The 18,769-nt window shown below is 71.5% G+C and carries 14 protein-coding genes; 5 read left to right on the top strand and 9 right to left on the bottom strand.

What is annotated here, in order from left to right:
- Positions 1-93 precede the first annotated feature (93 nt).
- Positions 94-798, bottom strand: a complete 705-nt coding sequence (gene dapB / locus ADJ73_RS09880; protein WP_050349366.1) for a 4-hydroxy-tetrahydrodipicolinate reductase — start codon at positions 796-798, stop codon at positions 94-96.
- A 146-nt stretch (positions 799-944) separates the two neighbouring features.
- Between dapB and ADJ73_RS09875 the strand changes: the two genes are divergently transcribed.
- Positions 945-3,764, top strand: coding sequence for an FAD-binding and (Fe-S)-binding domain-containing protein (locus tag ADJ73_RS09875; RefSeq protein ID WP_050348134.1), 2,820 nt, complete (start codon positions 945-947; stop codon positions 3,762-3,764).
- A gap of 31 nt (positions 3,765-3,795) precedes the next feature.
- Here ADJ73_RS09875 and ADJ73_RS09870 read toward each other — a convergent pair whose 3' ends face one another.
- The 4 genes from ADJ73_RS09870 to rpsO form a co-directional block, all read right to left on the bottom strand.
- The gene (locus tag ADJ73_RS09870) at positions 3,796-4,800 is read right to left on the bottom strand and encodes a YihY/virulence factor BrkB family protein (RefSeq protein ID WP_050348133.1); all 1,005 of its coding nucleotides are present in this window, start codon (positions 4,798-4,800) and stop codon (positions 3,796-3,798) included.
- 167 nt (positions 4,801-4,967) lie between these two features.
- Positions 4,968-5,459 carry a DUF3072 domain-containing protein gene (locus tag ADJ73_RS17915; RefSeq protein ID WP_441293931.1) on the bottom strand — a complete coding sequence of 164 codons (492 nt, stop codon included), beginning with the start codon at positions 5,457-5,459 and terminating at the stop codon, positions 4,968-4,970.
- A gap of 197 nt (positions 5,460-5,656) precedes the next feature.
- The gene (locus ADJ73_RS09860; protein ID WP_050348132.1) at positions 5,657-8,179 is read right to left on the bottom strand and encodes a polyribonucleotide nucleotidyltransferase; all 2,523 of its coding nucleotides are present in this window, start codon (positions 8,177-8,179) and stop codon (positions 5,657-5,659) included.
- A gap of 184 nt (positions 8,180-8,363) precedes the next feature.
- On the bottom strand, positions 8,364-8,633 hold the full coding sequence (rpsO, locus tag ADJ73_RS09855) for a 30S ribosomal protein S15 (protein ID WP_050348131.1): 270 nt from the start codon (positions 8,631-8,633) through the stop codon (positions 8,364-8,366).
- A 291-nt stretch (positions 8,634-8,924) separates the two neighbouring features.
- On the opposite strand from rpsO, the gene ADJ73_RS09850 reads away from it, so the two are divergent.
- On the top strand, positions 8,925-11,327 hold the full coding sequence (locus ADJ73_RS09850; protein WP_050348130.1) for a putative bifunctional diguanylate cyclase/phosphodiesterase: 2,403 nt from the start codon (positions 8,925-8,927) through the stop codon (positions 11,325-11,327).
- A 125-nt stretch (positions 11,328-11,452) separates the two neighbouring features.
- Here the strand turns inward: ADJ73_RS09850 and lpdA are convergent, their stop codons facing one another.
- Positions 11,453-12,850: a dihydrolipoyl dehydrogenase gene (lpdA, locus tag ADJ73_RS09845; RefSeq protein ID WP_050348129.1), complete on the bottom strand. Its 1,398-nt coding sequence runs from the start codon at positions 12,848-12,850 to the stop codon at positions 11,453-11,455.
- Between the two features lie 181 nt (positions 12,851-13,031).
- Between lpdA and ADJ73_RS09840 the strand changes: the two genes are divergently transcribed.
- The 3 genes from ADJ73_RS09840 to ADJ73_RS09830 all read left to right on the top strand — a co-directional run bounded on the left by ADJ73_RS09840 (position 13,032) and on the right by ADJ73_RS09830 (position 16,161).
- On the top strand, positions 13,032-15,296 hold the full coding sequence (locus ADJ73_RS09840; protein WP_050348128.1) for a carbon starvation CstA family protein: 2,265 nt from the start codon (positions 13,032-13,034) through the stop codon (positions 15,294-15,296).
- A gap of 14 nt (positions 15,297-15,310) precedes the next feature.
- The gene (locus tag ADJ73_RS09835; protein WP_050348127.1) at positions 15,311-15,502 is read left to right on the top strand and encodes a YbdD/YjiX family protein; all 192 of its coding nucleotides are present in this window, start codon (positions 15,311-15,313) and stop codon (positions 15,500-15,502) included.
- 92 nt (positions 15,503-15,594) lie between these two features.
- Positions 15,595-16,161 (top strand): MarR family winged helix-turn-helix transcriptional regulator, encoded by a 567-nt coding sequence (locus tag ADJ73_RS09830; protein WP_172669715.1) that lies wholly within the window; start codon positions 15,595-15,597, stop codon positions 16,159-16,161.
- A 104-nt stretch (positions 16,162-16,265) separates the two neighbouring features.
- Here the strand turns inward: ADJ73_RS09830 and ndk are convergent, their stop codons facing one another.
- From ndk to ADJ73_RS09815, 3 genes are all read right to left on the bottom strand, one after another.
- Positions 16,266-16,697 (bottom strand): nucleoside-diphosphate kinase, encoded by a 432-nt coding sequence (gene ndk, locus ADJ73_RS09825; protein ID WP_050348126.1) that lies wholly within the window; start codon positions 16,695-16,697, stop codon positions 16,266-16,268.
- Positions 16,698-16,951: 254 nt separating this feature from the next.
- Positions 16,952-17,362, bottom strand: coding sequence for a DUF4233 domain-containing protein (locus ADJ73_RS09820; protein WP_050348125.1), 411 nt, complete (start codon positions 17,360-17,362; stop codon positions 16,952-16,954).
- Complete coding sequence (locus ADJ73_RS09815; RefSeq protein WP_050349363.1) at positions 17,359-18,696, bottom strand: bifunctional folylpolyglutamate synthase/dihydrofolate synthase; 1,338 nt, start codon at positions 18,694-18,696, stop codon at positions 17,359-17,361. Before ADJ73_RS09815 ends, ADJ73_RS09820 begins: the two co-directional genes overlap by 4 nt.
- Positions 18,697-18,769: the final 73 nt, after the last annotated feature.

Below are 18,769 nucleotides of genomic sequence, written 5' to 3'. Positions count from 1 at the left end.
CCGCCGCCGGTAGGCGGATCGACCGGCCTTAGCACCCCAGGCTGATCGAGCCGCCGCCGGTAGGCGGATCGACCGGCCTTGGACGGGAGGGGCTCAGAGGCCCAGGTAGTGCTCGAGGCCCACGGTCACGCCGGGGTGCTCGACCACCCGGCGCACCCCCTCGACCACCCCGGGCATGAACGAGATCCGGTCGAAGGAGTCGTGCCGGATCGTCAGCTGCTCGCCCTCCGCCCCGAAGAGCACCTCCTGGTGCGCGACCAGCCCACGCAGCCGGACCGAGTGGACCGGCACACCGTGCACCCGGGCGCCGCGCGCGCCGTCCGGGTCCTGCTCCGTCGCGTCCGGCACGTCGCCCAGCCCGGCCTCAGCGCGCGCCGCCCCGATCAGGTCGGCGGTGCGGGCGGCCGTCCCGGAGGGGGCGTCCACCTTGCGGGGGTGGTGCAGCTCGATCACCTCGACCGACTCGTAGAAGCGGGCGGCCCGCTCGGCGAAGGCCATCATGAGGATCGCGCCGATGGCGAAGTTGGGGGCGATGAGCACACCGGTCCCCTCGGGCGCCGCCGCCACCTGGTCGCGCAGCGTCTCCAGCCGCGACTCGCTCCAGCCCGTGGTCCCGACGACGACGTGCACCCCCTGCGCGACGCAGTGGGCGACGTTGGTCGGCGAGGCGCCCGGCACGGAGAACTCCACGACCACGTCCGCGCCGGCCAGGTCGCCCAGCTCGTCCCCCACGTCGAAGCGCCCGACAAGCTCGAGGCCCTCGGCCGCGTCGACCGCGTCGCAGACGGTGGAGCCCATGCGCCCGGAGGCGCCGATGACAGAGACCTTGATGTTGTCGCTCACGGGTCCACCCTAGGGCCGCGTCGCCGCGCGAGGCAGCCGTCGGGCGGTGCGGCGGGCGTTCGGCATACAGTGGCCAGACCATCTCGTGGAGGAGCTCGTCGATGACCGTCACCACCCTGGACCCCTCGCTGGCCGCCATCACCTCCCGTCGGCTGGTGGACCGGGTCTCCATGGCCCACGACGCGTCCCACTACCTCCTCACCCCCCAGGCGGTCGTGACCGCGCGGACCGTCGACGACGTGGTCCGCACCGTGCGCGCCGCCCACGCGGACGGCCTGCCCGTGACCTTCCGCTCGGGGGGCACCAGCCTGTCGGGGCAGGCGCTGTCCGACGGCATCCTGCTCGACACGCGCACCCACTTCCGCGGCGTGGAGGTGCTCGACGGGGGCGAGCGGGTGCGCTGCCAGCCGGGCGCCACGCTGCGCTCGGTCAACGCCCACCTGGCCCGCTACCGGCGACGTCTGGGGCCGGACCCGGCCAGCGAGATCGCCTGCACCGTGGGCGGGGTCGTGGCCAACAACTCCTCGGGCATGCAGTGCGGCACCGAGCTCAACACCTATCGCACCCTCGACTCCCTGGTCCTGGTCCTGCCGAGCGGCACCGTCGTCGACACCAGCCTCCCGGACGCCGACGAGCTCCTCCGCCGCGCCGAGCCGGAGCTGTGGGAGGGGCTCGCCGGGCTGCGCGACCGGGTGCGCGCCGACCCGGACTCGACGGCGCGCATCGCGCACCAGTACTCGATGAAGAACACCATGGGCTACGGCGTCAACGCGTTCGTCGACTTCGACGAGCCGGTGCGCATCCTCGAGCACCTGGTCGTCGGGTCCGAGGGGACCCTGGGCTGGGTGGCCGAGGTCACCTTCCGCACCGTGCCCATCAGCCCCTATGCCGCCACCGCCCTGCTCGTGGTCGACGAGATCGGCCAGGCCACCGACGCCCTCGGTGATCTCGTCGGGGCCGGCGCCAAGGCCCTCGAGCTGCTCGACGCCGCGTCGCTGCGCGTCGTGCAGCGCTACCGCGAGGCGAGCCCCGAGCTGGCCGGCCTCGACGTCGACCGGCACGCGGCCCTGCTCGTCGAGGCGACCACCGACGACAGCGCGGAGCTCGACCGCCGCATCGGCGTGCTCGACGACGTCGTCGCCTCCCTCGGCCTCCCCCATCGCGCGACCTTCACCCGCGACGCGCGCGAGCGGGCGGACCTGTGGCACCTGCGCAGGGGGCTCTACACCTCGGTGGCCGGGGCCCGGCCGCAGGGCACGACCAACCTGCTCGAGGACATCGCCGTCCCGCTGGCCTCGCTCAGCGCCACGGTCGCGGACCTGACGGAGTCCTTCCGGCGCCACGGCTACGACGACGCCGTCACCTTCGGTCACGCCAAGGACGGCAACCTGCACTTCATGATCAACCCGCGCCTGGACGACCCGGCCGCGCTCGAGACCTACGAGGCGTTCACCGAGGAGATGGTGTCCCTGGTGCTCGGGCACGAGGGCACCCTCAAGGCCGAGCACGGCACCGGGCGGATCATGGCGCCCTACGTGCGCCGGCAGTTCGGGGACGAGCTCTACGCCGTGATGCAGGAGGTCAAGCGCCTCGCCGACCCGTCCGGGGTGCTCAACCCCGGCACCCTGCTCGACGACGACCCCGGCGCTCACCTGCGGCACCTCAAGACGATGCCCGCCGTCGACCCGGCGGTGGACCGCTGCGTGGAGTGCGGCTACTGCGAGCCCGTCTGCCCCTCACGGGATCTCACCACCACGCCGCGGCGCCGCATCACGCTCCTGCGCGACCTCGGCCGGCTCCCCGAGGACCAGGCCGCGGAGCTCCGCGCGGCCTACGACTACGAGGCCGTGGACACCTGCGCGGTGGACTCGCTGTGCGTCAAGGCGTGCCCGGTCGGCATCGACACCGGCCTGTTCATGAAGTCCTTCCGCGCCGACCGTCACTCGGCGAGGGCCCAGCGGGCCGGCATACGGCTGGCCGAGGGCTGGGGCACCACCATGACGATGCTGCGCACGGCCTTGGCGGTCGCCGACACGGTGCCCGGGCCGCTCAAGACCGGCGCAACCAGCGCTCTGCGGCGGGTGATCTCGCCGGACGTGGTGCCGCTGGTCGGCGACGACCTGCCGGGTCGCGGACCGCGCCGCCCAGCCCCCCAGCACCCGACGGGCGCGGCGTTCGTCTACTTCTCCTCCTGCCTCGGCTCGCTCTTCGCCCCCTCCGCGGACTCGACCGGCGCGGGGGTGGTCGACGCGTTCTTCTCCCTGACCCGCCGCGCCGGGCTGGAAGCGGTCGTGCCCGACGAGCTGCAGGGCCTGTGCTGCGGCACCCCCTGGGTCTCCAAGGGCCTCACGCAGGGAGCAGATGCGATGTCCCGCAAGGTCTTCCGGGCGCTGTGGCGCGCCACGGAGCAGGGGCGGCTGCCCGTCGTGTGCGACGCCGCGTCATGCACCCACGGTTTGGCCGACCTCGCGCACCACCTTCCGGACGAGCACGCCGAGCGCTGGAGCCAGGTGCGCGTCATCGACGCGGTCACGTATGTCGCCCAGCAGGTCCTGCCCCACGTCGAGGTCCCCGACCCCCTCGGGACGGTGGCCGTGCACCCGACCTGCTCGACCGTCCACCTCGGGGTCGTGGACGACCTGGTGGCCTGCGCCCGGGCCGCGGCCCGGGAGGTCGTGGTGCCGGTCGACTGGGGCTGCTGCGGTTTCGCCGGGGACCGCGGCATGCTGCACCCCGAGCTGACCGCCTCGGCGACCCGGCTGGAGGCGCGGGAGCTGGAGGCGCGGGAGCTGGCGGACCGCCCGTTCGACGCCTACGTCTCGGCCAACCGTGCGTGCGAGCTCGGGATGTCCCGCGCCACCGGACACCCCTACCGCCACGTCCTGGAGGTGCTCGCCGAGCGCGTCCCTGGCTGCCGCTGACGCGGGGCGACCTGCCCGCCTCGGCGCGCGGCTACTCCGAGCCGTAGTACTCGTCCTGGAGGTCCTTCAGCGAGCGCTCGAAGGACACGTCGACCTGCTGAAAACCCTTGAGACGGTTGGCATTGACCAGACCCTCGTAGTACTTCTTGTCGGCGTCGGTGAGGTCGACGTCGTCGGTGAAGACGGTCAGCAGCGCCCGGGGGTACAACCGCTTGGCGAGCACGACGTTGAGCTCGATGGACATCACGACGCCGCACGCCGCCAGGAAGCCCCAGCCGAGGAGCCCCAGGACGAGCGCGAAGACGCCATACGCATCGCTGGAGCCCTTGACGACGAAGGAGACGTAGGCGGTCCCCACCGACTGCAGCGCCTGCCACCACGCGGCCGCCGCCAGCGCGCCCGGGATGGAGCGGCGCCAGCGCATCGGGTGCGCGGTCGCGATGCGGAAGATCAGCAGGAAGATCCCTGCGTTGAGCACGACGGCCAACCCGGTCAGCAGGTAGGCACCCGCGGCGCCGAGGTCCAGGCCGTATGCCGAGGCCGAGCTGGCGACGCCGGACAGGACGGTCGTGACGATCAGGAACAACCCGGCGGTGACGATCAGCAGCAGCGACCGCCCACGGGACACCAACGGGTTGGGTCGCTGGTTGCGTGGGACCGCCCAGCAGACGTTGAGGGCGTTCTGGAGGGCCTGCCCGACGCCGAGGGCACCGTAGACGGCCACCAGCAGGCCGATCGCGATGGCCTTCCAGTCCCCTTGCAGCCCCTGGGTGCTCAGCTGGGTCCCGATCACCGGGAACTGCCGCAGCGCCGACTCGAGCAGCCGGTGCTCCACCTCGGGGCGACCCTGCAGCACGAACCCCAGCACCGAGGACAGCAGCAGGAGCAGCGGGAAGGAGGACAGGAAGCCGTAGTAGGTGATCAGCGCACCGAGGTAGGGCCCCTGGTCGTCGAAGAACTTGTAGACGACCGCCAGCGGGAAGCCCACGCTGCGGTGGCGTCGCTGGAACCGGTCCACCCTGTCCACGAACGACATCCGCGCTCCCTTCCTCGGGGCCATTGTGCCCCGGGACGCGTGCGTCCTCCTGGCGTGGCGACGGTCGTCTCAGCCCGTGGTGCCCGATGCCCGGGCGCAGGCTGGTCGACCCGGCCGGGAGGGTCGACCCGGCCGGGACTGGCCCACCCGGCCGGGTCTGCCGGTGGTCAGCCCTGCTGGCCCTGCTGGCCCTGCTGGTCGCGGCCGGTGGCCGCCTGCAGGCGGTCGATGTGCTCGGACGCCTCGGCCTTGGTCAGGTCGGCCGGGATCTGCTCCCCCGCCTGCCGCGCCAACGAGTCGAGGTAGAACTTCTGGGCATCCGTGGCCGGCTGGTCACCGGTCACCCAGTCCTCGGGGTCCTTGACCGGGCCGTCCGTCGGGCCGGTGCCGGCGCCCAGCATCTCGGCGTCGCCGGACGCCTGCTGGTTGCCCGCAGCCTGCTGGTTGCCCTGGGCCGCGAAGCCCTCGCGGGCGACCGTGGGGTCCCCGGACGGCCGGGACGGGTCCTGGACACCGGTCTGCTCGGGCCCGGTCTGCTCGGAGCCGGGGCCGCGCTGGCCGCGCTCGGCGTCAGTCGGCACCTCCGCGGCGGGCGGTGCCTCCTCCAGCGGAGGCTCGTCGAGCGGCGGGATCTGGGGGGTGGGGTCCTGTGTCGTCATGGGTACCCCATACCCCGCCAGGCCCCGGTCAAGCGCCGACCGTGCCGCCCACCGCAGCCACGTCGACCCGCGTCGGGCGGAACCGGAGCGCAGGGGCACGGTGCAGGGCATGGCGCAGGGGCACGGCGCAGGGGCACGGCATACGCCGAGGGCCGGCCACCCTGACAGGTGACCGGCCCTCTGAGGTGCGACGAGGCTCAGGCGTCCTCGGACGAGGCCGTGGCCTCGCCGGTGGGCTCGCTGGCCTGCGCGAGCTGGTCGGACTCGGCCGACCCGGCGCCCTCCTCGACCTTGTCGTTGCGACGCCGACGGGTGCGCGACCGGCCACGGCGCTCGCCGTCGCCGTCACCCTCACCCTCGCCCGTGCTGTCGCTGCGCTCACGGCGCGGGCCGCGGTCGTTGTTGCGGTCGCCACGGTCGTTGCTGCGCTCGCCACGGTCGTTGCTGCGCTCGCCACGGTCGCCACGGGACGCCTTGGCCTCCTCGGCAGCGGCCGCGTTAGCGGCCTCCTGCTCCTCGGTGAGGACGGCCGCGAGGGACAGCTTGCCGCGCGGGTCGATCTCCTTGAGCTCGACCTGGACCTTCTGACCGACGCCGAGGACGTCCTCGACCGCATCGATCCGCTTGCCGCCGACGAGCTTGCGCACCTCGGAGATGTGCAGCAGGCCGTCCTTGCCGGGCAGCAGGGAGACGAACGCGCCGAAGGTCGTGGTCTTGACGACCGTCCCGAGGAAACGCTCGCCCACCTCGGGCATCTGCGGGTTGGCGATGGCGTTGACCGCGGCGCGAGCCGCCTCCGCCGACGGGCCGTCGGTGGCGCCGATGTAGACCGTGCCGTCGTCCTCGATGGAGATGTCGGCTCCGGTGTCCTCCTGGATCTGGTTGATCATCTTGCCCTTGGGCCCGATGACCTCACCGATCTTGTCGACCGGGACCTGGACGGCGATGACGCGCGGAGCGTGCGGGCTCATCTCGTCCGGCACGTCGATGGCCTCGGCCATGACGTCCAGGATGTGCAGCCGGGCGTCGCGGGCCTGGGTCAGCGCGCCGGCCAGCACCGAGGCGGGGATGCCGTCGAGCTTGGTGTCGAGCTGGATGGCGGTGACGAACTCCTTGGTCCCGGCGACCTTGAAGTCCATGTCGCCGAAGGCGTCCTCGGCCCCGAGGATGTCGGTGAGCGCGGCGTACTGGGTCTGGCCGTCGATCTCCGCGGAGACCAGGCCCATCGCGATGCCCGCGACCGGGGCGCGCAGCGGCACACCGGCGTTGAGCAGCGACAGGGTGGACGCGCAGACCGAGCCCATCGAGGTCGAGCCGTTGGAGCCCAGCGCCTCGGAGACCTGACGGATCGCGTAGGGGAACTCCTCGCGGGTCGGCAGCACCGGCATGAGCGCGCGCTCCGCGAGCGCCCCGTGGCCGATCTCGCGCCGCTTGGGCGAGCCCACGCGGCCGGTCTCGCCGGTGGAGAACGGCGGGAAGTTGTAGTTGTGCATGTAGCGCTTGCGCGTCACCGGGGACAGCGAGTCGATCTGCTGCTCCATGCGGAGCATGTTGAGCGTGGTGACGCCCATGATCTGGGTCTCGCCGCGCTCGAAGATCGCGGAGCCGTGGACCCGCGGCAGCACCTCGACCTCGGCCGACAGGGCGCGGATGTCCGCCAGGCCACGGCCGTCGATGCGCACCTTGTCGCGCAGGATGCGCTCGCGGACGAGCTTCTTCTGCACGGCGCGGTAGGCGGCGGAGATCTCCTTGTCACGCCCGTGCAGCGGCTGGTGCTCGGCACCCAGCTCGGCCTTGAGGCGCTCCTTGAGCGCGTCGAGCTTGTCCTCGCGCTCCTGCTTGCCGGCGATGGCCAGCAGGTCCTTGAGCTCGCCCTCGGCGGCCTTGGCGACGGCCTCGTAGGCGTCGTCCTCGTAGTCGAGGAAGATCGGGAACTCCTGGACCGGCTTGGCGGCCTGCGCCGCCAGCTCCTCCTGCGCGGTGCACAGGACGGCGATGAACTTCTTGGCGGCCTCGAGGCCCTCGGCGACGACCTCCTCGGTCGGCGCCTGCTTGCCCTCGGACTTCACGAGCTCCCAGGTGGAGTCGGTGGACTCGGCCTCAACCATCATGATGGCGACGTCGTCCTGGCCCTGCTCGTCCTTGACCTTGCGACCGGCGACGACCATGTCGAAGACCGAGCGCTCGATGTCGGAGAAGTTGGGGAACGCGACCCACTGGCCGTCGATCAGGGAGACGCGGACGCCACCGATCGGGCCCGAGAAGGGCAGCCCGGAGATCTGGGTGGACGCGGAGGCGGCGTTGATGGCCAGCACGTCGTACTGGTGGTCCGGGTGGATCGACAGGACGGTGATGACGACCTGGACCTCGTTGCGCAGACCCTTCTTGAAGGTCGGGCGCAGCGGGCGGTCGATCAGCCGGCAGGTCAGGATCGCGTCGGTGCCGGGGCGGCCCTCACGACGGAAGAACGAGCCGGGGATGCGGCCCGCGGCATACATGCGCTCCTCGACGTCGACCGTGAGCGGGAAGAAGTCGAACTGGTCCTTGGGAGACTTGCCGGCGACCGTGGTCGACAGCAGCGTGGTCTCCTCGTCGAGGTAGGCGGTGACGGAGCCGGCGGCCTGCTTGGCCAGCCGCCCGGTCTCGAACCGCACCGTGCGGGTGCCGAAGCTCCCGTTGTCGATGACGGCCTCGGTGAACGTGATATCTGGACCCTCCATGGGCCCTCCATTTCTGTTGCTCTGTGCGCACCACATCGTCGTTGTGCGGTGGCGTACTTTCCTCAGGGCAGCGAGTCAGCTCGCTGCACCAAGCCTAGGGGGTGGATGACGGTCTACTCGCCCTGGCATGCCGAAGGGAGCGGCCTCGTCGAACGAAGCCGCTCCCTCCAGAACGAGCCGATGCTTATCGGCGCAGACCCAGACGCTTGATCAGCGAACGGTAGCGCTCGATGTCCGTGGCCTCGAGGTAGCGCAGCATGCGCTTGCGCCGACCCACGAGGAGCAGCAGACCGCGACGCGAGTGGTGGTCGTGCTTGTGCGCGCGGGCGTGCTCGGTGAGGTCCTTGATGCGCTGCGTCAGCATCGCGATCTGCACCTCGGGCGAGCCGGTGTCACCCTCGTGGGTGGCGTACTCGGTCATGATGTTCTTCTTGACGTCAGCATCCAGCGGCACTGGGCGACTCCTCGTCTCGTTGCAGCGCGGTGCCCTCGGTCGGTGTCCGAGGGCGCTCTCCATCCGCGGCCGGTCCACGGCAAGGATCAAGGTTACCAGCCTGCCTTCAGGGCCCCTAATCGTCGACCGGCTGCCCGCAGGCGCGTCTCACCCACCTGGATCAGCGGAAGATAACCGCATTCGGTACACAAAGCACGCTCGGTGACGCCTATAGTGCATCTTGACACGGAATGTAACCACGGGGCCGCTGACGAGCGTCGGCTCGTTCCCACAAACTCCCAGCAGGCTGACATGAGCCCTTCGGCAGACGACATCGGCAGCGCCGTGCAGCGGCGCGCCGCCGATGCCCGCTCCCCTGGTGGAGCCACCGCCGTCGTGCCGCCGCCCTGGGTCAACACCACTGCCTACCGCGTCTTCGCGTCCCTGGTCGCGGTGGCGGGGGTCGCCTCCCTGGTGGCACTCGTGCTGGACGCCCCCTGGTACATCGCCGTCACCACCTCCCTGCTCTACGTGCTCGGCGTCGGGCTGCTGCTGCTCGGGGTGCCGCTCGTGCACTCGCGCGTCGTGCGCCTCCTCGGGACGCCGGTCGGCGAGATCCCCGAGTCGCTGCTCACGGTGCCCCTGCTGGTCGTGGCACCGCACTGGGCCTACGTCCTCGCGGTCCTGTGGGTGACGCTGTCGGCCTGCCTGCGCCTGCGGGTGCGCTGGCTGGACACCGTCTTCAACCTGGGGGGCGCAGCGGTCAGCTCGGTCGCCGCGTCGGTGGTGCTGCACCTCGTCACCAGCCCGCGCGGCGGCGTCGGCGTGCGCGTCGTCGTGGGCACCGTCGCCGCCGTGCTCCTGTCCTACGCGATCACCGAGTGCCTCGTGTGGCTGGGGTGCGTGCTCGACGGCAAGCGGCAGCACGCCCCGACCCCGGTCAGCTCGCTGGTCCGCCTGGCCCCGCAGCTGACGAGCGTGGGCCTCGCGCTGTGCTCGGTCACCCTCGCCGCCAACGGCTCGGTGCTCGGGGCGCTGCTCGGGCACGCGCTGCTCGTCATCGTCCTCAGCCACGTGACCGCGCAGGGCCGCGCCGCCAACCAGCGCTGGCTCGCCGAGCAGCTCTACATCAGCAGCGAGCGCATCCGCTCCCAGACCCACCCCGACGACGTCCCGACCGCGCTCGGCCAGGAGCTCGCGACGCTGTGGCAGGCCCACCGGTGGACGGTCACCGACCATCCCTCCCGCGGCGACGAGTCCTACTGGCTCGGGCCGGACTGCTACGTCACCGTGGTGCCCGGGCGGGCGGTCGCCACCACCCTCACGCGCCAGGCGGCCACCTCGCTGGTCAACACCGCGGTCCAGGCCAGGCGCGCCCTGGAGTTCGAGGACGAGCTCAAGCAGCGCGCCACCCGGGACGCGCTCACCGGCCTTGGCAACCGGCATCGGTTGTGGGAGACCCTCGACGAGCAGCTCCCCGCCGCCGGCCGCGGCGCCCCCCTCGTGGTCATGTCCCTGGACCTGGACAGCTTCAAGGCGATCAACGACACCTACGGCCACGCGGTGGGCGACCAGCTGCTCGTCGCGGTCGCGGAGCGGCTGCTGGAGCAAACCGGGACCGGCGACGTCGTGTGCCGCATCGCCAGCGACGAGTTCGTGCTGGTGGGACCCGGCGAGCAGGGGGTCGGCGAGGCGCTGCGGCGGGCGCACCGCGTGCAGCAGGCGCTGTCGGTGCCCTTCACCCTGGACCAGAGCGTCATCAACGTGACCTGCTCGGTCGGGGTGCACTTCATCGACCAGGCGACCACCCGCACCACGGCGCTCACCTCCGCGGACGCCGCGCTGATGCGCGCCAAGCGCTCCGGGCGCGGCACCGTCACGCTGGCGACGACGGAGGTCGTGCTGCAGGCCCGGCGGCTGCTGCGGCTGGACGCCGAGCTGCGCGCCGCCATGCACCAGGGCGAGTTCACGCTGCACTACCAGCCGATGGTGGACGCGGTGCGGGGCGAGGCCTTCGCGGTCGAGGCGCTGCTGCGCTGGGAGCGCGACGGGGTCGTGCAGATGGGGCCGGACGACTTCATCCCCTACGCCGAGGAGTCCGGCCTGATCTCGACGATCGGGCTCTGGGTCCTGCGGCGCGCCTGCGAGCAGGTCCACGCGTGGAACCAGCAGCACCGGCTCGACCACCCCCTGCGGGTCAGCGTCAACATCTCCACGGTCCACATCGCGCAGCCCACCTTCGTGGAGGACGTGCAGCAGATCCTGCTCGACACCGGGCTCGCGCCGGAGCTGCTCATCCTCGAGGTCACCGAGACCTTCGCCACCCTGGACCTCGCGGCCTCGGTCGCGACCGGGCGGGCGCTGCGCGAGATCGGGGTGTCGCTCTGGCTCGACGACTTCGGGACCGGCTACTCCTCGCTGGAGTACCTCCGCCAGCTGCCCGTCGAGGTCGTCAAGCTCGACCGGTCCTTCCTGACCGACATCGTCTCCGACGCGTCCGCGCGCGGCTTCATCGAGTCGATCGTGCACCTGTGCCGCTCGATCGGCCGCGAACCCCTGGCCGAGGGCGTCGAGGTGCCCGAGCAGCGGTCGATCCTGGTCGACCTCGGCTGCCCCGCCATGCAGGGCTACCTCTTCGCGCGCCCGCTGCCGCTCGACCAGCTCGCGCCCACGCTGGCCCCCTCCACGGCCGGCCCGCGCGGACCGGTCGCCTGAGCGCGGCCCGCTCGCCCGCCCCGACCCTCACCCGCCACGACCAGCCCGTATGCCGACAGCGGGTCACCGTCTCCCAGTGACCCGCTGTCGCGGCATACGGCTCCCGGCCCGTGCGGGCCGGCCCGTCAGAGGTTGATCATGTGGCCGGCGATGCCGTGCAGGGCCTCCTTGACGGCCTCGCCGAGGGTGGGGTGCGCGAAGACGACGCGCGACACCTCGTCGGCGGTGAGGTCCCAGGTCTGGGCGACGTTGAGCGCGGGGAGCAGCTCGGTGACGTCCGGGCCGATCATGTGCGCGCCGAGGATCTCGTTGTACTTGGCGTCGGCGACGATCTTGACGAAGCCGACACCGTCCCCGAGGCCCATCGCCTTGCCGTTGGCCGAGAACGGGAACGACGCGGTCTTGACCTCGTGGCCGGCGTCCTTGGCCTGCTGCTCGGACAGCCCCATGGACCCGATCTGCGGGTGGCAGTAGGTCGCTCGCGGGATGAAGCGGTAGTCGATCGGCATCGTCTCGGCGCCGGCGATGGTCTCGGCGGCGACGATCCCCTGGGCCTCGGCGACGTGGGCGAGCATCAGCTTGGCGGTGACGTCACCGATGGCGTAGACGCCGTCGACGTTGGTGCGCATGTAGTCGTCGATCTCGATGGCGCCGCGCTCGGTGAGCTGCACCCCGGCGGCCTCCAGGCCGTAGCCCTCGGTGCGGGGGGCGAAGCCGATGGCGGACAGGAGCTTGTCGGCCTCGAGGACCTGCTGGTCGCCACCCTTGGCCGGGGTGACGGTGACCTTGACGCCGGAGCCGGTGTCCTCGACGGCCTCGACCTTGGTGCCGGTCATGACCTTGACGCCGAGCTTCTTGTAGTGCTTGAGGAGCTCCTTGGAGACGTCGGCGTCCTCGGTCGGGACCATGCGGTCCAGGAACTCCACGATGGTCACGTCGACGCCGAAGTTCTTCATGACGTAGGCGAACTCGACGCCGATGGCGCCGGAGCCGGCGATGATGATCGAGCCGGGGAGCTCGTCGTCGAGGATCTGCTCCTCGTAGGTCACGACGTTCTTGGAGACCTCGACGCCGGGCAGCATCCGGGTCACGGCGCCGGCCGCGATGATGAGGTTGTCGAAGGTGATGCTCCTGGTGTCGCCGCCCTCGACCGCCACGTCCATGGACTTCGGGCCGGTGAGGGTGCCCCAGCCGTCGATCTCCGTGATCTTGTTCTTCTTCATCAGGAAGTGGACACCCTTGACGATGCCCGCGGAGACCTGGCGGCTGCGCGCGTGGGTCGGGCCGTAGGACATCGTGGCGTCGCCCTCGATGCCGTACTTCTTCTTGTCGTGGGTGAGGGTGTGCGCCAGCTCGGCGTTCTTCAGCAGCGCCTTGGACGGGATGCACCCGACGTTGAGGCAGACACCGCCCCAGTACTTCTTCTCGACGACCGCGACCTTTTTGCCGAGCTGGGAGGCTCGGATCGCCGCGACATACCCACCCGGGCCGGCGCCCAGGACCACCACATCGAAGTCAGCCATGGCTCCTACCCTACCTGCGCGCGTCCGCACCGCCGCGCGGTGCATAACGATCCATGACCAATCCTAGGGATGCACCTGCGCGGTCCTACCTCCGGCCTCTCGACCAGTCCTACAGTCGCGGCGGGCACACCCGCCCTGCGGCACCTCGTGCCGCCACCGACTCGAGAGTAGGAAACCCCGGATGAGCGTCACCGACGACCGCGTCCGTGTGCTGCGCACGGATCCAGACCTGCCCCCCGTGGCAGTCGAGGAGCCGCCCAGCAGCTCCCCCGTCCGCAAGGGCATCTTCGTGCTCATCGCCCTCGTGGCGGCCGTCGCCTGGGCGATGGTCGCGGTCGTGCGGGGCGAGCACGTCAACGCGGTGTGGCTCGTCCTGGCCGCGGTCGGCAGCTATGTCATCGCCCTGAGCTTCTACGCCCGGCTCATCGAGTACAAGGTGCTCAAGCCCCGCGACACCCGCGCCACCCCCGCCGAGGAGTTCAGCAACGGCAAGGACTTCATGCCGACCGACCGGCGGGTCCTCTTCGGCCACCACTTCGCCGCCATCGCGGGCGCCGGGCCGCTGGTCGGGCCGGTCCTGGCCTCCCAGATGGGCTACCTGCCCGGCACGCTGTGGATCATCCTCGGCGTCGTCTTCGCCGGCGCGGTCCAGGACTACATGGTCCTGCACATCTCCATCCGCCGCCGGGGCCGCTCGCTCGGCCAGATGGCCCGGGACGAGCTGGGCCCGGTCGGTGGCTGGGCGGCGATCCTCGGGGTCCTCTCGATCATGATCATCCTGATCGCGGTGCTCGGCATCGTGGTCATCGGCGCGCTCGCCGAGTCCCCCTGGGGCGTCTTCTCCATCGCGATGACCATCCCGATCGCCCTCTTCATGGGGGTGTACCTGCGCTACCTGCGCCCGGGCAAGGTCAACGAGGTCTCGATCATCGGTGTGGCGCTGCTGCTGCTGGCCGTGATCTCCGGCCGCTGGGTCGCCGAGTCCGGCTGGGGGGCCTCGCTCTTCACGCTGTCCCCGAAGGCCCTGGCGTTGTGGCTGTGCCTCTACGGCCTCGCCGCGTCGGTGCTGCCCGTGTGGCTGCTCCTCGCGCCGCGCGACTACCTCTCCACCTTCATGAAGGTCGGGACCATCGTCGTGCTGGCCCTCGGCATCGTCTTCACCGCCCCGCAGATCCAGATGCCCGCGGTGACCACCTTCGCCCAGACGGGGACCGGGCCGGCCTTCGCCGGCAGCCTCTTCCCCTTCTTGTTCATCACCATCGCGTGCGGCTCCATCTCGGGCTTCCACGCCCTGATCAGCTCGGGCACCACCCCCAAGCTCATCGAGAAGGAGTCGCAGGCCCGCATCATCGGCTACGGCGGCATGCTGACCGAGTCGTTCGTCGCGATCATGGCCCTGATCACGGCCTGCATCCTGGACCAGCACCTCTACTTCGTCATGAACGCCCCCAAGGGCATCACCGGGGGCACCCCCCAGACGGCCGCCACGTGGGTCAACTCGCTGCCGCTGCACTCCCCCGGCGGAGGCACGCTCGAGCCGGCCACCGCCGACAAGATCGCCCAGGCCGCCGCGGACGTCCACGAGAAGACGATCGTGTCCCGCACCGGTGGCGCACCCACCCTGGCCTTCGGGATGTCCCAGGTCATGTCCTTCTTCGGCGGCGCCGGCATGAAGGCCTTCTGGTACCACTTCGCCGTCATGTTCGAGGCGCTCTTCATCCTCACCACCATCGACGCCGGCACCCGGGTCGCCCGCTTCATGTTCTCCGACGCGATCGGCAACATTCCCGGCCTGGGCAAGTTCAAGGACCCCTCCTGGCGCGTCGGCGCCTGGGTGTGCTCCGCGATCGTCGTGCTCGGCTGGGGCTCGATCCTGGTCATGGGCGTCACCGACCCCCTGGGCGGGATCAACACGCTCTTCCCGCTCTTCGGGATCGCCAACCAGCTCCTCGCGTGCATCGCGCTGTGCCTGGTCTTCGGCGTGGTCATGAAGAAGGGGATGTTCCGGTGGGCCTGGATCCCCGGCGTGCCGCTGGTGTGGCTGCTGACCGTGACGCTGACCGCGTCGTGGCAGAAGATCTTCAGCAGCAACCCGGCCATCGGCTACTGGGCCAACCACGACAAGTACGTCAAGGCGCACGCCGCCGGCAAGGTCGTCGCGCCCGCCAAGTCCGGGGCCGACATGGAGGCGGTCATCCGCAACACGGTCGTGCAGGAGGTCCTCTCGGTCCTCTTCGCGGTGCTCGTCGTCGTCGTCGTGCTCGCGACCGTCTGGACCGCGATCAAGGCGCTGCGCGCCGGCGGGCTGCCGACCGCCGAGGAGGAGGACGTCCCGTCCCGGATCTTCGCCCCCAAGGGCTTCCTGCCGACCCGCGCGGAGAAGGAGGTCTACGCTGAGTGGAAGGCCGCCGGCCTGGACCCGTCGCCGCAAGGCGTGCACCACTGAGGGGAGGTCCCAGCATGGAGACCCTCGGCAAGGCACTCAGCACGGCCCGGTGGTACTGGCGGGGCGTGACCGGCGCGGACGCCTACGAGCGCTACGTCGCCCACCTGCAGCGCGTCCACCCCGACGCCCCCGTGCCCACCGAGCGTGACTTCTGGCGGCAGAAGTACGCCGACCAGGAGCGCAACCCCACCACACGCTGCTGTTAGCCGGTCAGGCCCGCAGCCGCGGCGGACGGCCCGCCACCCTCGGGGGTGGCGGGCCGTCCGGCATACGGGGAGGGCTGTGGGAGACTGCCGCCATGCCCGACCCGAGCCGTGCCCCAGCGTCCCGCCGGCGGTCGGAGCAGCGGCGGCGCAAGGTCGCGGAGCAGTATGCCGCCGACGTGGCCGCCTACGTCGCAGCCGGCGGCGACGAGCAGGTGCAGCGCGTGACGACCGCGGTCAACCGGGTGGGGCGTCAGCTGGACCGGTGGTATGCCACCCAGCTCGCCGGCGTCGGGCTCACCGCCGACGAGTGGGCGGTCCTGACCCGGCTCGCCCGGGCCGGCGGGGAGACCCTCACACCCAGCCAGCTGGCCGAGCAGACCAGCGTGGCCCCGTCCTCCATGACGCACCGGCTGGACAAGCTCGTCGACAAGGGACTGGTGAGCCGAGGCCCGGACCCGGACAGCCGGGCGCGCGTCCTGGTGACGCTCTCTCGCGAGGGCTGGGAGAGCTTCCGGGAGGCGATGCACGCCCTGGATCGCGTCGAGCGTGACGTGCTCGCGGTGCTCGACAGCGCCCAGCGCGACCAGCTCGCGGCGCTGCTCGACCTGGTCATCGGCGGGATCGACGACCTGGTCGAGCCCGCGACCCTCCCCCGCTGAGCCGCCCCCCCCTCCTCCCCTCCTCCCCTCTCCCCGCGATCGTGGACCGTCGTGGCGCGTCAGCGACCACGACAGACCACGATCCTGCGTGGAGGGGAGTCGGATCAGGCCTCGGGGAACCAGATGCCGATCTCGCGCTCGGCCGACTCCGGGGAGTCCGAGCCGTGGACGATGTTCTTCTGGACGCCGGGGCCCCAGTCACGGCCGAGGTCGCCGCGGATCGTGCCGGGCGCGGCCTTGGTCGGGTCGGTCGCACCGGCCAGGGAGCGGAAGCCCTCGATGACCCGGTCGCCCTCGACCACGGCGGCGCAGACCGGGCCGGAGGACATGAAGTCGAGCAGCGGCTCGTAGAACGGCTTGCCCTCGTGCTCGGCGTAGTGGCGCTCCAGGCGGGCCCGGTCGGGGGTGAGGATCTGCAGCTGGGCGAGGGTGTAGCCCTTGGCCTCGATCCGGCGCAGCACCTCGCCGGTCAGGCCGCGCCCGAACCCGTCCGGCTTGACGAGGACGAGGGAGCGCTCGGTGGTGGTCTCAGTCATGTGCCTCACCCTATCCACCGGGTCACGGGCCGTATGCCGGAGTCCGGGGCTCAGGCGTTCAGGAACTCCTGCGGCCGTAGCGGCCGCTCGACGATGCGGACGTCACCGATGCCGCCGCGGAAGACCTTGTCCAGGGTGTCGGCGTACTCGTAGCCGCCGAGCAGCCCTCGACGTACATCGTGGTGCGGCGTCCGTCGCCCACCAGCACGACCTGGTCGTACGCCGCCCGGGTGACCGCCTCGGCAGGGTTCCGGTCAGGCACCGTCCGGCACACCGTGCTCGGCGTCGTAGCGGCGCTGCGCCTCGTCGGACAGGTCGTCGATCTTGGCGCCCTGGACCATCGAGACGACCCAGAGCCCACCGAAGATCAGGAAGACCCAGATCATCATCGGCACGACGAGGGCGGCAGCGAGGGTGGCGAGGTGGATGAGCCAGCCGAGCGTGACACCCCACGGGCGCCGCAGCACCCCGGCGGCCACGATGCACAGCACGGCGAGGACCGACCCGGCGATGAGCCAGGTGGTGCCGTTGCCCCCGCCGGACTTGTCCAGCGCCATGGCCACCAGCCCCCCGAAGAGGACGATGCAGGCCTCGGAGCCGATCACCGTCGCCAGCAACCGCCGGGTCAGACGCCGTGGGACGCCGTAGAGGACAAGGGACTTCACGCGGTCGTCACCCCTAGGAGCATGCGGGCGTCAGCGGCGGTGGTCACCGACCCGGTCGCGACGACGCCGGCGCCGGCACCGCCAGCCATCGCGTCGGTCTCCGCGAGCGCCGCAGCCTGCTCGAGCGCGTCGGGCAGGTTGTCCACGACCGTCACGCGGTCCTCGCCGAAGACCTCCCGCGCCAGTCGGCCGAGCGCGCGGGGCGACATGGCGCGCGGCGACGTGGACCGCGTCACCACCACCTCGTCGAAGGCCGGCTCGAGCTCCTCGAGGATGCCGAGCACGTCCTTGTCCTCCAGGATCGCGAGCACCCCGACCAGCCGGGTGAAGGTGAACGAGTCGGACAGCGCCAGCCGCAGCGACCGTGCACCGTCGGGGTTGTGGGCGGCGTCGACGATGACGGTGGGGCTGCGACGCACGATCTCCAGGCGACCGGGCGAGGTCACCCGGGCCAGGCCGGCGCGCAGCACGTCGGCGTCGAGCCGCTGCTCGCCGCCACCCAGGAAGGCCTCGACGGCGGCGATCGCGAGCGCGGCGTTGGCCCCTTGGTGCTCGCCGTGCAGCGGCAGCAGGAGGTCGTCGTATTCACCGGCCAGCCCGCGGACCGCCAGCAGCTGCCCGCCGACCGCCTGGTCCCGCTGGGTCACCTCGAAGCCGGCTCCCGCCCAAGCGATCTGGGCGCCCACCTCCTCCGCCCGATCGGCCAGTATGGCGGCCACCTCCGGCTCCTGGTCGGCGCTGACGACGATGGCGCCGGCCTTGATGATCCCGGCCTTCTCGGCGGCGATCTCCTCGGTCGTGCTGCCGAGGAAGCGCTGGTGGTCCAGGCCGATCGGGGTGATGACGCTGACCTGGGCGTCGATGACGTTGGTGGCGTCCCAGCTGCCGCCGAGCCCGACCTCGACCACGGCGACGTCGACGGGGGCGTCGGCGAAGGCGGCATACGCCACCGCGACGAGGACCTCGAAGTAGCCCATCGGCCGCCCGCCCGCCGCGACGCTGCGCGCGTCCACCATCTGCACGAAGGGCAGCACGTCCTCGTAGGCGGCGACGAACCGCTCCTCGCTGATCGGCTCGCCGCCGATGGCGATGCGCTCCCGGATGTCGTGCAGGTGGGGCGACACGAAACGGCCTGTCGTGAGGCCGTGCTCGCGCAGCAGCGCCTCCACGATGCGGGTCGTGGAGGTCTTGCCGTTGGTGCCGGTCAGGTGGACCGACGGGAAGGTCCGCTGCGGGTCGCCGAGCAGCTCCATGACCGCCTGGATGCGGTCCAGGGAGGGGGTGACGTCGTTCTCCGGGACGCGGGCGAGGATCTCCTGCTCGACCTCCCGCATCCGCCGGGTGGTGGCGAGGCGCTGCTCGGCGTCCCGCTGCGCCGCGTCGGGACGACCGCTGCGTGCGAGCCGG

The organism is Arsenicicoccus sp. oral taxon 190, assembly GCF_001189535.1.
GTDB lineage: Bacteria > Actinomycetota > Actinomycetes > Actinomycetales > Dermatophilaceae > Arsenicicoccus.
Note: the sequence above shows the minus strand (reverse complement) of the source record. Positions and strands in the feature narration are given on the sequence as shown.